The sequence below is a fragment of the Mycolicibacterium iranicum genome, assembly GCF_014190915.1.
In the GTDB taxonomy this organism is placed as follows: domain Bacteria; phylum Actinomycetota; class Actinomycetes; order Mycobacteriales; family Mycobacteriaceae; genus Mycobacterium; species Mycobacterium iranicum_B.
Map to the genome: position 1 here is coordinate 67,763 of NZ_JACHVU010000014.1, position 13,431 is coordinate 81,193.

The 13,431-nt window shown below is 69.6% G+C and carries 14 protein-coding genes; 5 read left to right on the forward strand and 9 right to left on the reverse strand.

Going from position 1 to position 13,431, the window contains the following annotated elements:
- Positions 1-7 precede the first annotated feature (7 nt).
- From FHR72_RS23050 to FHR72_RS23060, 3 genes are all read right to left on the reverse strand, one after another.
- The gene (locus FHR72_RS23050; protein WP_183472706.1) at positions 8-1,774 is read right to left on the reverse strand and encodes a DUF3556 domain-containing protein; all 1,767 of its coding nucleotides are present in this window, start codon (positions 1,772-1,774) and stop codon (positions 8-10) included.
- 87 nt (positions 1,775-1,861) lie between these two features.
- The gene (locus FHR72_RS23055; protein WP_183472709.1) at positions 1,862-2,383 is read right to left on the reverse strand and encodes a DoxX family protein; all 522 of its coding nucleotides are present in this window, start codon (positions 2,381-2,383) and stop codon (positions 1,862-1,864) included.
- Between the two features lie 62 nt (positions 2,384-2,445).
- On the reverse strand, positions 2,446-3,717 hold the full coding sequence (locus FHR72_RS23060; protein WP_183472712.1) for a WS/DGAT domain-containing protein: 1,272 nt from the start codon (positions 3,715-3,717) through the stop codon (positions 2,446-2,448).
- A gap of 24 nt (positions 3,718-3,741) precedes the next feature.
- Between FHR72_RS23060 and FHR72_RS23065 the strand changes: the two genes are divergently transcribed.
- Positions 3,742-4,548 (forward strand): SDR family NAD(P)-dependent oxidoreductase, encoded by an 807-nt coding sequence (locus FHR72_RS23065; RefSeq protein ID WP_183472715.1) that lies wholly within the window; start codon positions 3,742-3,744, stop codon positions 4,546-4,548.
- Positions 4,549-4,555: 7 nt separating this feature from the next.
- Here the strand turns inward: FHR72_RS23065 and FHR72_RS23070 are convergent, their stop codons facing one another.
- From FHR72_RS23070 to FHR72_RS23085, 4 genes are all read right to left on the reverse strand, one after another.
- On the reverse strand, positions 4,556-5,206 hold the full coding sequence (locus tag FHR72_RS23070) for an Rv1363c family protein (protein ID WP_311736236.1): 651 nt from the start codon (positions 5,204-5,206) through the stop codon (positions 4,556-4,558).
- Positions 5,203-5,889 (reverse strand): Rv1363c family protein, encoded by a 687-nt coding sequence (locus FHR72_RS23075; RefSeq protein WP_183472718.1) that lies wholly within the window; start codon positions 5,887-5,889, stop codon positions 5,203-5,205. Before FHR72_RS23075 ends, FHR72_RS23070 begins: the two co-directional genes overlap by 4 nt.
- Positions 5,890-6,083: 194 nt before the next feature.
- Positions 6,084-6,557 (reverse strand): VOC family protein, encoded by a 474-nt coding sequence (locus tag FHR72_RS23080; RefSeq protein ID WP_183472721.1) that lies wholly within the window; start codon positions 6,555-6,557, stop codon positions 6,084-6,086.
- Between the two features lie 70 nt (positions 6,558-6,627).
- The gene (locus tag FHR72_RS23085) at positions 6,628-7,191 is read right to left on the reverse strand and encodes a TetR/AcrR family transcriptional regulator (protein WP_183472928.1); all 564 of its coding nucleotides are present in this window, start codon (positions 7,189-7,191) and stop codon (positions 6,628-6,630) included.
- 140 nt (positions 7,192-7,331) lie between these two features.
- Here FHR72_RS23085 and FHR72_RS23090 point away from each other — a divergent pair, with 140 nt between their 5' ends.
- From FHR72_RS23090 to FHR72_RS23100, 3 genes are read left to right on the forward strand one after another with little or no spacing between them, the layout of a single operon-like run.
- Positions 7,332-8,207 (forward strand): alpha/beta fold hydrolase, encoded by an 876-nt coding sequence (locus tag FHR72_RS23090; protein ID WP_183472724.1) that lies wholly within the window; start codon positions 7,332-7,334, stop codon positions 8,205-8,207.
- Complete coding sequence (locus FHR72_RS23095; protein ID WP_183472727.1) at positions 8,204-11,143, forward strand: aminotransferase; 2,940 nt, start codon at positions 8,204-8,206, stop codon at positions 11,141-11,143. Before FHR72_RS23090 ends, FHR72_RS23095 begins: the two co-directional genes overlap by 4 nt.
- Positions 11,144-11,150: 7 nt before the next feature.
- The gene (locus FHR72_RS23100; RefSeq protein ID WP_183472730.1) at positions 11,151-11,525 is read left to right on the forward strand and encodes a limonene-1,2-epoxide hydrolase family protein; all 375 of its coding nucleotides are present in this window, start codon (positions 11,151-11,153) and stop codon (positions 11,523-11,525) included.
- Here the strand turns inward: FHR72_RS23100 and FHR72_RS23105 are convergent.
- The gene (locus FHR72_RS23105; RefSeq protein ID WP_183472733.1) at positions 11,522-12,457 is read right to left on the reverse strand and encodes a hypothetical protein; all 936 of its coding nucleotides are present in this window, start codon (positions 12,455-12,457) and stop codon (positions 11,522-11,524) included. The genes FHR72_RS23100 and FHR72_RS23105 overlap by 4 nt on opposite strands.
- A 25-nt stretch (positions 12,458-12,482) precedes the next feature.
- Here FHR72_RS23105 and FHR72_RS23110 point away from each other — a divergent pair, with 25 nt between their 5' ends.
- A complete protein-coding gene (locus tag FHR72_RS23110) occupies positions 12,483-13,292 on the forward strand; it encodes an adenylate/guanylate cyclase domain-containing protein (protein ID WP_183472736.1) in 810 nt (269 codons plus the stop codon).
- Here the strand turns inward: FHR72_RS23110 and FHR72_RS23115 are convergent.
- Positions 13,259-13,420, reverse strand: a complete 162-nt coding sequence (locus FHR72_RS23115; protein ID WP_183472739.1) for a hypothetical protein — start codon at positions 13,418-13,420, stop codon at positions 13,259-13,261. The genes FHR72_RS23110 and FHR72_RS23115 overlap by 34 nt on opposite strands.
- Between the last annotated feature and the right edge of the window lie 11 nt (positions 13,421-13,431).

Consider the following 13,431-nt stretch of genomic DNA (forward strand, 5'->3'; position numbering starts at 1 on the left):
CTCCGGCCTACGCGTCGGCGCCGTCCTTCTGCCAGGTCACGTGCACCGGCACGGTGTCGTCCCACGGCTGGCGGGTGACCATGTCGGCCACCATCACATAGCCGCGCTCGAATTCCCCGGTGGCCGCGTCGACGAGTCGGTACTCCTGGCGCTGCTTGTGGATCGGCTGCGCGTCGAGCATCAGCACCCGCACCTCGCCCGGTTCGAAGTGACACCGCTTCTGCAGGGCGGCGATCAACTGCTCGTTGTGCATGTGGCCGTCGCCGAAGTTCCACCCGATCGCGGTGCTGCAGATGCGTTCCCCGTCGGTGAGTACGTACTCGTCCTCGTTCACCTCGGCGGAGCCGGGAGTGCCGCCGGGGCCGGCCATTGCGCGGTGCGCGAGGGTGAACATCGCGCGGCCGTGGGTGTTGAACGACCGGAACGCATACCCCATGTAGAGGTACATCTCGGCGGTTTCCTTGCTGCCGTAGAACTTCTCCATCTGCGCGGCGGGCATGCTCGCGATCGCGACGATGCCGTTGGTGATCTTGTCCGACGCCGACGGCTTCACACACCACAGCGAGGTGTCCCAGTTGCCGGCGTAGTAGCGCATACCCGGCAGGAACGACACCTTGCGCGGGAACAGGTTTCCGATCACGACGGTGCCCGCGACGGCGACGAACAACACGATGGGCCAGGGGCTCTGCAGATCGGACAGGCCGACACCGGCGTTGCCGACGAACAGCGCCAGCACGCTGAACATCATGAACACGTTCCACTCCAGCGGCACTCCCATCGGGATCGCCGAGAGGATGCCGAAGTGGAACACCAGCATCACGAAGGCTGCGATCGTGGTGGCCCACCCGCCGTGCGAGAAGAACAGCACCAGCGGCACCAGCATCTCGATGGCCGTGGAGAAGTGCGCGAGCACCCGGGAGGCCCGGCCCGGGCGCAGGTCGTCGGGGAAGTGCTCGAAGAACTTCCGCTTGATCCACCGCGGCCGCATCACGGGGTTGTTGCTCATCATCGTCGAGATGACGAACGGGAAGTGCTTGTTCAGCTTGGAGGTGGCGGCGCCGGTCCAGATGACCAGACACACCAGCTTGGCGGCGATGATGATGTCGGCGCCGGAGAACAGGAAGCACACCGCCAGCGAGCCGTAGACCTCGCCGCGGGCAGCCAGGAAGATCACCTTGTCCCGCAGGCCCGCCACAACGAGCAGGCCGATGATCGTTGCGGTCTGCCACACCGGCAGGACGCCGACCTCGGATCCGATCTCGGGGATGGGTCCGGTGCCGTCGGAGAACAGCGCGACCACCAGCATCGCCAGCAGTGCGCCGTACAGAACCGCGTCGAACGGGGTCCTGGTGTCACCCGCGGTGAGGGGCACCCGGTTCGGCCACGGTGGGAGACGAATGGTCTTCGGCCGCAGCCAGTACAGGATCGACCCCATCGGCGGGAAGAACCGGTTGTTCAGCGGCCCGAAGCCGCAGCCGAGGCCGACGACCTCGAAGAGCATCGTGTAGAAGACGACCTTCTGGTAGACGATCGGCTCGTGGTACCACTGCGCCACCTCGGTGAACCCGTCCACGCCTGCCGTGGAGAGCACGATCAGCCACGCCACCAGCACATACAGCAGGATCTTCACCACGTAGAACAGGTGCATGACGACCGGCGTGCCGAAGCCCACCTCGGCCCAGTGCCGGGCCATCGGTTTGATCCGCTCGGCCCTGCTGCCCTTGCTCCACTGTGCGTAGTCGACGACGGGCGCGTCCTGTTTCAGAAAACCCATGCCGGACAGATTAGAACGTGTTCCAATTCGGCTGGGCGATTCGGGTGTAGTTCGTCGCGCCGGCGTTGACCGCCGACACCGAAATCGCTAGGTGGTCTGTTTGGCCGGGGGGCGGTAGAAGATCGCCAACTGCCCGATGCCGCCGGCGAGGCCGAGGACCAGCGCGATGGCCAGACCCCACCATCCGTGCAGGTAGTCGTAGAAACCCGAGTCCTTGAACAGGGCGTGGTCCAGACTCAGCGCGCCCGGGCCGGTGGTGGCGATACCGACGGCCGACGCGGCCAGCACCAGGTTGTACTCCCAGCCCTCCTTGACGATGAAGAAGCCGTTGGCCTTGTGCACGGTCCATGCGGCGACGAACATCAGGGCCACGAAGCCCGCGGCGGGGACGGGCGTCAGCAGACCGACGGCCAGGCCCAGGCCGGCTGCCATCTCGGTGGTGGCGGCGACCCGGGCGTGGAACATGCCGGGCCTCATCCCCATGCTGTCGAACCAGCCGGCGGTGCCCTTGAGCCCGCCCTTGCCGAAGAACTTGTTGTAGCCGTGCGCGGCCATCGTCAGGCCGAGGACGACGCGCAGGATCAGGAGTCCGACATCGTAGGCAGTCATGTAACAAAACTTAGAACATCTGTCACGCCGACACGTACCCCCGGGCCCCCGAAATGCCCGCGCTATCCGCCGGCGCCGAGCTCCGCGCGCAACCGGTCGACGTACGCGTCGATGTCCGCGACCGCCGATTCGGCCGCGTGCACGCTGACCGTGACCGTGTCGCCGATGCCGTGCACGCCGTGCGTCAGGCCCATCATCGGCGACAGTGTCGGCAGGGCGGTGGTGAGCAGGACCGGCGCGGCGCCGAAATGCAGATCCTTCGGCCCGCGGTTGACGCTGGACACGACGGTGTTGCCGAGGACGGTGCCCGAACGGACATCGGGGTCGAACTGTCGGACTCCCCACCGCAGCAGCGGCGCGGGGATGGTGGCCGATGCGGCGCTCTCGGCGCTCGTCACCGGGTGCGCGGCCCGCCTGCGCCGACGGGCCAGGTCCGCGGCGATCGCGGCGGTACGACGCTCGGGCTCCTCGTCCGGGTAGAGCCCCACCCCGACGTTGCCGAAGTGGTTGTTGCTGTGCCGCAATCCTGTTCGGGCCAGCGGCACCTCGGCGCCCAGCTGCGCAGGGTCGTCGCCGAGGGCACGGAGATGGCCGGCCAGCGCCGCGGACAGCGCGCTCAGCACCGCGACGGTCACGGTCGGGCCCGACAGGCTCCGCCGGTCACACAGCACCGTCCTCAGCCCCCGCGGCCCCTCGGGACGGGCGTTGGTGCGCAGCGGGGTTCGCAGAACGGCCGGGGGCGGAACCAGTCCCGCGCGGGTGTCGCGGGTCAGACGTCGGTGGGCCGCGCCCGCCCGCAGTGCGTGCACCGGGAACATGCGTGGCCGCACCGTGCTGTCGTGGGCGCGGGGCACATCGCCGCGGCGTCCGAACAGGTGGCCCGCGAGCGCCGCACCGCGGACACCGTCGGCCAGCGCATGGCAGATCTGCAGCGCCGCGACCGTCCCCGGACCCGCCGCGCCCGGTATCCCCCGGATATCGGCGAAGACGTGCAATCGCCACGTCCGTACGCGTGCGTCCAGCTGATCGCCGGCCATCGCCGCCAGTGCCGCGCAGAACTCGGCCCAGGTCGCGCCCGCGAGGTCCTCGTGCACGACGAACTGGTCGGCGCCGACGTCCCGCGGCGCCCACTGCGGGTACGTCCAGAAGCCGGAATCGTCGACGCGGACCCCGAGGTCCGGGCATGCGCGCGCGCTGTCGCGCACCGTCTCCAGCGCCGGGCCCAGCGCACCGGCCGGGCCGTCGAAGGCATAGACCATGAACTCGTCGCTGGGGATCGCGGCGGACATCCAGAGGGACTGGGCGTCGACCCCTGTGAGCCGCCGCGCCGCCATACGCCCCAGGCTAGGCTGTGCCGCATGCCGACGCTGCCCCCTCCCTCCCGGTCCGGGGCAGCTCTGGTCACCGGGGCCTCGTCGGGAATCGGCGAGGAGATCGCGCGTGAGCTGGCCCGCCGTGGTCATCAGCTGATCCTGGTGGCGCGACGCGCCGAGCGGTTGCAGTCACTCGCCGATTCGCTCGGCGGCGGCCACCACGTGATCCCGGTCGATCTGGCCGATGCCGGCGAGCGCGCCACGCTGCCGGATCACGTTGCCGCACTGGGCCTTACGGTCGACATACTGGTCAACAACGCGGGCATGTCCAATCTCGGCGGCGTCGCGACGGTGGACGTCGCCGCCGAGCTGCGTCTGGTCGAGGTCGACGTCGCCGCGATCGTCGACCTGTGCACCCGCTTCGTTCCGGGCATGGTGCAGCGCCGCCGTGGCGCGGTGCTCAACGTGGCGTCCGTCGGCGCGTTCGGACCGGTGCCGTGGCAGGCGTCCTACGGGGCGGCGAAGGCGTTCGTGCTGTCCTACACCGAGGCCATCAGCGAGGAGCTAAAGGGAACCGGCGTCGCCGCCGCGGTGGTGTGTCCCGGGCCGGTGCGCACCGGATTCGGCGAGGCCGCAGGCATTCCCGACGACGAGGCGGAGAAGATGCTGCCGAAGTTCCTCTGGGAGGAAGCCGACGCGGTCGCCCGCACCGCCGTCGACGGGCTCGCGCGGGGCCGGCGGGTCATCGTGCCGGGCACACCGAATCGTGCGGCGGCGATGGTGAACCGGTTGGCGCCCCGCTGGATGCTGCTGCCCGTGCTGGCGCGCAGCCACCCCGGCCGCAAGACCTGACGGGCCTTTACACCGGGTCGAATTCCGAGATCAGCCAGCGGTCGCCGTGCCGTTCGAGCGTGACCCGCACGCTGGAGGCGTTGTCGGTCGGTGCGTCGGACCCGACGGTGACCGTCTGGTTCACGAACAGCAGCACGACGGCCCTGTCGGGCGTCGCCGACACCGAGGCCGCCGCGGGCACCGACGCGATCGCCGAGATCTGCTGCTCCTTGGCACCCGGGACGATCACGTCGTTGGTCAGCGTCGTATAGGAATCCAGGAACTCACCGGTCAACCGCTCGCGGGCGGCGCCGAGCTGCTGCTCCACCGTGTCGGGCGCATAGGACAGCAGGGCGATCGCGGTGTCGCGGGCGGCCTGCACCGAGGTGATCGAGGCGACTTCACTGTTGCGGACCGAATTGTCTTGCCACTTCAGGTATCCCGCGCCTGCCGCGAGCAGCAGCGCCAGCGCGGGCAGGACGATGAACGCGACGACGCGGGACCAGTCGACGCCGCGCTGCGCCGGCCCGGCAGCGACGCCGGCGGCGGTCTCCCGCGTGGTGTCGGCCTCGAGCTCGGTGGCGTCGGACTCGACGTCCGTGGCGCCCGTCGCGAGGTCTGCGTCGTCTCCGCCGGTTTTCACCATCGTCGTCTCGCCACCTTCCACATTCTCGGTCACGGCACGAACTCCACGTTCGACACCTTGGCCTGGCCGTCGACCTCCTGCACCGTGACCCGCATCCGCCACCTCCGTGGCTGCTGTTCGGGCGTTCCGGCATTCGTCGTCTGCACCATGACCGCCACGAGCACGTCGGCCTCGGTGTCGCTGGACGATTCCAGACCCGCCTCGGCGACGGTGCCGACCGACTTCGACTGTGCCTGCTTGACCACCTGGACGAACGGCTCGGCGCGCCGCTGGAAATCGTCGTAGAAGGTGCCCGTGGCCGAGTCGAGGATGCGCTGGACGTCGGTGTCGGCGCTCTCCCAGTTGATGGTCGTCAGGTTGAGCGCACCCTGGCGGCCCGCCTGGAGGAACGAGTTTCGCTGCTGCTCGGCGCGCTGGGACTCGTAGGTGCGATACCCGAGCCACCCGGTCAGTGCGGCGAGTGCGACGACGCCGGCAAGGCCGGCCAGCAGGGCCAGCTTGACGTGCGACATCGGGCGTCTGACCGCCGCGGGCTCGGTCTCGTCGCTGTCCCTGTCGCCGTCGCCGTCAGTGTCCCCGTCGGCTTCTGGGTCGGCCGCGGCCACCTCGGTGGTGTCGTCGACGTCGGTCAGCTCGACGGCCTCGGGCTCGACGTCCGTCGCGCTCGATCCCGCCCTCCTCAGTTCCCCGTCGGGGGCAGCAGGCTCGTCTGCCATGTTCGCTCCTCTTCGGCGCACGCGCGGCCGGGTGAGACTGTGTGCACACCCCTCCGTCGGTCCAACGTACGTGCCGTTCGCGGGATCGTATTCGGCGGCCGCGCACTCCGGGGTCGCCGGGCCCGGCGTTACCGAAGGCTCCGCGGGCGGTTGACCGGGTCGCAGCGGCGGGACGCTCGACCGGACAGCCCAGCTCACACCCCCGCGACGGCCTCCTCCAGCTCGGCGACGACGATCTTGCGCATCCCGAGCAACGCGCGGGTGGCGGCCGCCGCCCGGGCGGGATCCGGATCGGTGGTGAGTTCGGTCAGGCGGTCGGGCACGATCTGCCAGCTCAAGCCGTAGCGATCCTTGAGCCAGCCGCACTGCGACTCCTCGCCTCCCTCGACGAGCCGGTCCCAGTAGTGGTCCACCTCGTCCTGGTCCCGGCATTCGACGGTGAACGACACCGCCTCGGTGAACGGGAACTGTGGGCCGCCGTTGATCCCGATGAACCGCTGACCGTCGAGCCGGAACGTCGCCGACACCACCTGGCCGGGAGTGCCCGGGCCGGCGTCGGTGTACCGCTCGAGTGAATCGAGGGATGAGTTCGGGAAGATGGACAGGTAGAACGCGACGGCGTCTTCCAGGTTGTCGTCGAACCACAGCGACGCGACGATGGCAGGCATGCGATCCCTTTCGGTCGAAGGTTGTCCTCACCGTTGAGACCGCCGACAGGCGCCGAAGTCATCGGCGTCGTCAGCGCCGGCTGGTCGCACCGACCGCGCGCAGCGCGAAAGATACGACCGCGACGTGGGCTTTCTTCCACACCTCGGGGTCGGCGGTGGTCTGGCCACCCAGCACACGGCTGACGATCGCGTTAATGGCGACGGCGTCGGTGTCCGGCTCGGCGAGTGGGAAAGACCCGTCGTCGAGGCCCCGGCGCAGGATCTCCGACAGTCCGCGCTCGCGCGCGGCGTGCAGTCGTTCGCGGATCTCCCTGTACCCCTTGGCCGCCCGCACCTCCTCGGAGTCGATCACCGTCAGCTTCATCCGCTGACCGGGGTCGACCATCAGATCGAACAGTGCGGCGATCCACGCTTCGAGCTGGTCGACCGGCGAGCCGGCCGCTTCCGCGGCCACCCGGTCCACCCCGCCGATCACCGTCTGACCCTCCTGTTCGAGCAAAGCCAGGAACAGGTCGTCCTTGGACATGAAGTGGCGGTAGAACGCGCGGCTCGACACCCCGGCGATCCGCAGGATCGTCGCGACCGGCACCGGCCCGGCGTGCGGGTCGGCCAGGCACACGTAGGCGGCCCGCATGATGCTGCGACGGTCGTCGTCGTGGTCATCATGAGCTTGCACAGCCGTCAATAATAATGACACCGCACCCCCCGGGACCCGGGATGGGGTGAACTGGTGCGCTGGGTAACGTGATCACCCGGGGTGAGCGAGAGGACGCCGTGAGTACTGGCCACAGCGAACCGAGGACAGCGACGTTTCGCGGCGCCGAGGATCTGGCCCTGGTCGCCGACGAGTGGAACAATCCGGCCGAGACCGTGGGGTTCGACGAGACCAGGCCCTCGGTGCTGATGATGCACGGCGGCGGCCAGAACCGCTTCTCCTGGAAGAAGACCGGCCAGATCCTGGGTGACCGCGGGCTGCACGTGGTGGCGCTCGACAGCCGCGGGCACGGTGACAGCGACCGCTCCCCCGATGCCCGGTACACCGTCGAGGCGTTGTGCGAGGACACCCTGAACGTGCTCGACCGGATCGGGCGGCCCACGGTGCTGATCGGCGCCAGCATGGGCGGGCTCACCGGCATCCTGGCGGCCCGTAAGGCCGGCCCCGAGGTGGTCACCCGCCTGGTCCTCGTCGACGTGGTGCCGCGCTACGAGAAGGACGGCAGCGCGCGCATCCGCGAGTTCATGTTCAGCCACGTCGACGGCTTCGACACCCTCGACGAGGCCGCCGACGCGGTGGCCGCCTATCTGCCCCACCGCACGAAGCCCCGCAGCCCCGAGGGGTTGAAGAAGAACCTGAGGCAGCGCGACGGGCGGTGGTACTGGCACTGGGATCCGGCGTTCCTGACCAAACCGTCCGAGGACCCGTTCGTGCGGGTCGAACTGCTCGAACAGGCCGCCATCGAGCTGACCATCCCGATTCTGCTCATCCGCGGCAAGCTGTCCGACGTCGTGAGCGAGGAAGCGGTGCAGGACTTCCTGGCCAAGGTGCCCAACGCCGAGTTCGCCGAACTGACCGGCGCCGGGCACACCGCCGCCGGTGATGACAACGACGCGTTCTCCGACGTCGTCAGCGACTTCGTGCTGTCCCGATGAGCGCGCAGCCCACCGCGGGATTCAACTTCCTGGAGCAGCGCGAGCTGCCCGCACCTCAGGTCAGCGAAACCCAGGCACAGGACATCCTGGCCACGCACTACGGGATCAGCGCCCGGGCCACGTCACTGGGCAGTCAGCAGGACAGGAACTTCACCGTCTCGGACGCCGACGGAGCCGTGGTGGGGGTGCTGAAGATCGCCAACCCGGCGTTCACCGCCGAGGAACTGGCCGCGCAGGACGCCGCCGCCGAACTGATCGCCGCGGCGGAGCCGGATCTGCGGGTGGCGGTGCCGCTGGCCAATTCCGCGGGCGAGAAGTGCACGGCCGTCACAGGTCTGGTGGAGGGCACCGCCCATGTGCGCCTGCTGAAGTACCTGCCCGGCGGGACCCTGCTGGAGTCCGGCTACATCGCCCCCGCGGCCGCCATGCGCCTCGGCGAGGTCGCGGGCCGAGTGAGTCGGGCGCTCGCGGAGTTCGCCCACCCCGGTTTGGACCGAATCCTGCAGTGGGACCTGCGTTTCGGCATGGACGTGGTCGACGAACTCAGTGCGCACGTCGAGGATCCGGAACTGCAGGCCCGCCTGCAGACGGTCGCCCGCGACGCGTGGGCGAGGATCACCGAACTGGACGACGCGCTGCCGCGGCAGGCGGTGCATCTCGACCTGACCGACGCGAACGTGGTGGTGTCCGCGCGCCACGGCGCGGTGCGCCCCGACGGCGTCATCGATTTCGGCGACCTCTCCCACACCTGGGCGGTGTCGGAGCTCGCGATCACCGCCTCGTCGTTGCTGGGACATGCCGGCGCACAGGTGACCTCGGTGCTTCCGGCGATCCACGCGTTCCACGGCGTGCGTCCGCTCTCTGCGGCGGAGGTCGAGGCGGTGTGGCCGATGGTGGTGCTGCGCACGGCGGTTCTGATCGTCAGCGGCGCCCAGCAGGCGGTCCTCGACCCCGACAACGACTACATCACCGACCAGGCCGACGGCGAGAGGCAGATGTTCGAGCTGGCCTCCTCGGTGCCCGTCGACGTGATGACCGCGGCGATCAGGGCCCACCTCGGAATGGCCGTACCCGCCGCGCCGTTGCGGACCCAGTCGCAGATGGTCGCAATGGACCGTACGGCCGTGGTGACGCTCGACCTGTCCACCACGTCCCCGCTCTACGACGACGCCTTCGACGGCACCGGTGTGCTGCCCGCCGAGTTCGACGAGACGTCGGCCCTCGCTGCGCTCGATGCCGGCGCGCCGCTGGTCGTCACCCGGTACGGCGAGGCGAGGCTCTGCCGGGCGCCGCGGCTGAGCCAGGACGCCCCCGAGGTGGTCGCCACCGGTCTCGACCTGTGGCCGGCCGGTGAGCTGGAGCTGGCGGCACCGTGGGACGGCGAGGTGAGCGAGGACGCCGCCGGTCGAATCACTGTGCACTCCACCGAGTTCGAGGTCACGATCACCGGCGCCCAGGGCACCGTGCGTGGCCCGATCAGTGCGGGCGACGTCCTGGCGCGTGCCGCAGCCCGGCAACGGGTGGGGCTGTCCGTGCGCCCAGCCGGCGCGCCCGTCGCTCCGTCGTTCAGCCGTGCCGACCTCGCACCGGGATGGCTGGCCCAGACGCGCGACCCGCGTCCCCTGCTCGGGCTGGCCGGCCTGAACCACGTCGACCGTGATGATCTGCTGGCCCGCCGGGACGCGAGCTTCGCTCCGGTGCAGGAGTTCTACTACCGCACCCCGCCGCAGATCGAACGCGGCAAACGGCACTACCTGATGTCCACCGAGGGCCGCAGCTACCTGGACATGGTCAACAACGTCACCGTTCTGGGGCACGCCCATCCCCGGATCGCCGACACCGCGTCCCGGCAGTTGCGGAGGCTGAACACGAACTCGCGCTTCAACTACGAGGCCGTCGTCGAGTTCAGCGAGCGCCTTGCCGCCCTGCTGCCCGACCCGCTGGACACCGTGTTCCTGGTGAACTCGGGTTCTGAGGCCAGCGATCTGGCGATCCGGTTGGCGACCGCTGCGACCGGGCGCCGGGACGTCGTCGCCGTCCGCGAGGCCTACCACGGGTGGACGTACGGCACCGACGCGGTCTCGACGTCGACTGCCGACAACCCGAATGCCCTTGCCACCCGCCCGGATTGGGTACACACCGTCGAGTCGCCGAACAGCTTCCGGGGTAAGTACCGCGGCAGCGACGCCGGCCGTTACGCCGCCGACGCGGTCGCCCAGATCGACGAGCTGATCGCTTCGGGACGGCCGCCCGCCGGGTTCATCTGCGAGAGCGTGTACGGCAACGCCGGCGGCATGGCGCTGCCCGACGGCTACTTGCAGCAGGTCTACGCGGCCGTGCGCGCCGGCGGCGGCCTGGCGATCTCCGACGAGGTCCAGGTGGGTTACGGCCGTCTGGGCGACTGGTTCTGGGGCTTCGAGCAGCAGAACGCGGTACCCGACATCGTGTCGGTCGCCAAGTCGGTGGGCAACGGATATCCGCTCGGGGCGGTGATCACGAGCCGGGCCGTCGCCGAGGCGTTCTCCAGCCAGGGTTACTTCTTCTCCTCCACCGGTGGCAGCCCGCTGTCCTGCGCTCTAGGCATGACGGTGCTCGACGTGCTGCAGGAGGAACGGCTGCAGGACAACGCGGTTCGCGTCGGCGGATACCTCAAGGCTCGCCTGGAGGGGTTACGCGACAAGCACCCGCTGGTCGGTACCGTGCACGGCTTCGGGCTGTACCTGGGAGTCGAGATGATCCGCGACCCGCAGACGCTGGAGCCCGCACCGGAGGAGACGACCGCCATCTGCGACCGGATGCTCGAACTCGGGGTGGTCATCCAGCCCACCGGTGACCATCAGAACATCCTGAAGACGAAGCCTCCGCTGTGTATCGACACCGAGGCGGCCGACTTCTACGTCGACGCACTGGACCGCGTCCTGACCGAGGGGTGGTGATCCGGCGATGTCACGCTCCCCCGCCGACGTGGTGACCGAATTCTGCGCGCTGTGGTCCGCACCCGACCCGGACGTGCTGGCCGGGCACTTCACCGAAGACGGTGTGTACCACAACATCCCGATGGAGGCGGTGGTCGGCCGAGAGGCGATCAGGGCGTTCATCGCCGACTTCACCGCCGCCGTCGACGGCATCGATTTCCGGATCCACCGCCAGGTCTGCGCCGGCGACCTCGTGTTCAACGAGCGCACCGACGTGATGCGGTTCCGGGACGGCCGCCGCCTCGAGCTCCCGGTGGCCGGGGTGTTCGAGGTCGCCGACGGCCGGATCGCGTCCTGGCGGGACTACTTCGACATGGCCACGGTGACCGCGGCCTGGGGTTAGACCGACAGCGGAACCGTGTCGAGACGGTCGTCGGTCAGGATCTCGAACATGGCTCTGCCGCTGGTGAGTTCCGCGCGTTCGAAGGCCTTGCCGGCCAGCTGTATTCGGCAGCTCGCGATCGCCGAGTTGTAACAGTGCTTCACCCCGCCGTGGGTATCGGAATACGTCAGCCCGAGGACGTCGGCGGGCTCCGCGACGATCTCACCCTCGATCATCTGCTCGCCCACCCGCGCCCCGAACGTCCAGCGGAACGGTGCGTAGCTGCCGTGGGACTGCAGACTGCCGCGGATCGAGCGCACCGCGAACTCCTGGCCCTCGTGCCGGAAGACGAACAGCGTGACCCCCGGCAGCAACAGAGACCCGAGGGCGGCACGGGCCGTGACGATCTCCAGCGTCGACTCGGGTGCTTCGTCGAACCCGCACACCTGCCCGTAGGCGTAGGCCGGGGTGTGGCGGGTCCCCCAGTTGTGGTTGACGCTGCCGATCCAGTCGTCGACGTCGACGACCAGACCGGCGACCTCGACGCGGCCGTCGAAGCGGGCGAGCGGGTGGCGGACCATCGTCTTGGCCGTCGGGAACTTCCGCGCGTAGGCCCGGTCGGTCAGTATCCGCACCGGCTCCTGCCCCGCCGGGGCGATCGTGAGGTCCCACCGGGCCGTGGGCAGCGTGCCCGTCGCGGCGTGATCGTCGAGGGCGGTGGTGGCGATCCGCGCGGTCCAGTCCGCGTCGGCGAAGTCGGCATCGTCGAGGGCGTACCGCTGTTTGACGGCCCGGTGACCCGACGGGTCGAAGAGCATCACCCACACCTCGGCGACCGGATCACCTCCGACGGGCAGCAGCAGGGTTTCCCGTAGCCAGACCGCCCTGCGTGCCTCCGGATCGTTGGCGCGCAGGAAGCGACTCTCGTAATAGGGGGCCTTCGCGATCGTCACGTGCCCAGCATCCAATACTGGGGGGATGACCGGAACACTGATCGCGGTGTATGTGCTCGCCGTGCTGGCGGCGGGCCTCGGAGTCGCGGTGGCCGTGCAGACCGTCAGACTGCGGGACGCCCGGGCCGAGGCCGACGAGCTGCGCGACCGCCTCGACACCCGGCAGCTGCTGGTGTCCGGAGGCACCAGGGCGGTCAAGACCGTGTGGGAGACCGCCAACATCCTGCGCAAGGACGGGTTCGGCGCCGCGGTCCGCTCCTCGATCGAGGAACTCGCCGACTGGGCCGAGGTGGAGCGACCCGACCTGGCACGCCTGGCGCCGAGCGGCAAGGTGGCGATCATGTTCTCCGACATCGAGGAGTCGACCGCGCTCAACGAGCGCATCGGCGACCGCGCCTTCGTGCGGCTGATCGGCAAGCACGACAAGTCGGTGCGCAAGCTGGTCGGCAAGCACGACGGCTACGTCGTGAAGAGCCAGGGCGACGGCTTCATGGTCGCGTTCAGCCGGCCCGAGCAGGCCGTGCGCTGCGGCATCGACATTCAGCGTTCACTTCAGAAGCGGCCCAACGGCATCCGGGTCCGCATCGGCATCCACGCGGGCAAGTCGGTGCGGCGCGGCGACGACCTGTTCGGCCGCAACGTCGCGATGGCAGCCCGGGTGGCGAGCGAGGCGGATGGCGGCGAGACGCTGGTCAGCAGCACGGTCTACGACGCGGTGCTGGACTGCGACGACTGCGACGACCTCGTGTTCGACGACGGGCGCGACGCGAAACTGAAGGGTTTCTCGGGCGCCCACACGCTCTACGCGGTGCGTTCGGAGTCGGCGAGCCGCTGATGCAGGCGCGCCCGGATGTCGTCCGGGGTATAGGCGTTGCGGCGCCGTTGATCCCGGGCGACGAGGGCGCCGCCGGCGACGACGCCCGCGACACCGGCCAGACCGACCCACTTCCAGATGCCACGCATGGCGCCCAGTC

Coding starts and splice junctions, on each gene's coding strand:
- FHR72_RS23085 (WP_183472928.1), bottom strand. CDS start 7,191: ATGCGGGCCGCCTACGTGTGCCTGGCCGACCCGCACGCCGGGCCGGTG.
- FHR72_RS23110 (WP_183472736.1), top strand. CDS start 12,483: ATGACCGGAACACTGATCGCGGTGTATGTGCTCGCCGTGCTGGCGGCG.
- FHR72_RS23095 (WP_183472727.1), top strand. CDS start 8,204: ATGAGCGCGCAGCCCACCGCGGGATTCAACTTCCTGGAGCAGCGCGAG.
- FHR72_RS23075 (WP_183472718.1), bottom strand. CDS start 5,889: ATGGCAGACGAGCCTGCTGCCCCCGACGGGGAACTGAGGAGGGCGGGA.
- FHR72_RS23065 (WP_183472715.1), top strand. CDS start 3,742: ATGCCGACGCTGCCCCCTCCCTCCCGGTCCGGGGCAGCTCTGGTCACC.
- FHR72_RS23055 (WP_183472709.1), bottom strand. CDS start 2,383: ATGACTGCCTACGATGTCGGACTCCTGATCCTGCGCGTCGTCCTCGGC.
- FHR72_RS23100 (WP_183472730.1), top strand. CDS start 11,151: ATGTCACGCTCCCCCGCCGACGTGGTGACCGAATTCTGCGCGCTGTGG.
- FHR72_RS23060 (WP_183472712.1), bottom strand. CDS start 3,717: ATGGCGGCGCGGCGGCTCACAGGGGTCGACGCCCAGTCCCTCTGGATG.
- FHR72_RS23080 (WP_183472721.1), bottom strand. CDS start 6,557: ATGCCTGCCATCGTCGCGTCGCTGTGGTTCGACGACAACCTGGAAGAC.
- FHR72_RS23050 (WP_183472706.1), bottom strand. CDS start 1,774: ATGGGTTTTCTGAAACAGGACGCGCCCGTCGTCGACTACGCACAGTGG.
- FHR72_RS23115 (WP_183472739.1), bottom strand. CDS start 13,420: ATGCGTGGCATCTGGAAGTGGGTCGGTCTGGCCGGTGTCGCGGGCGTC.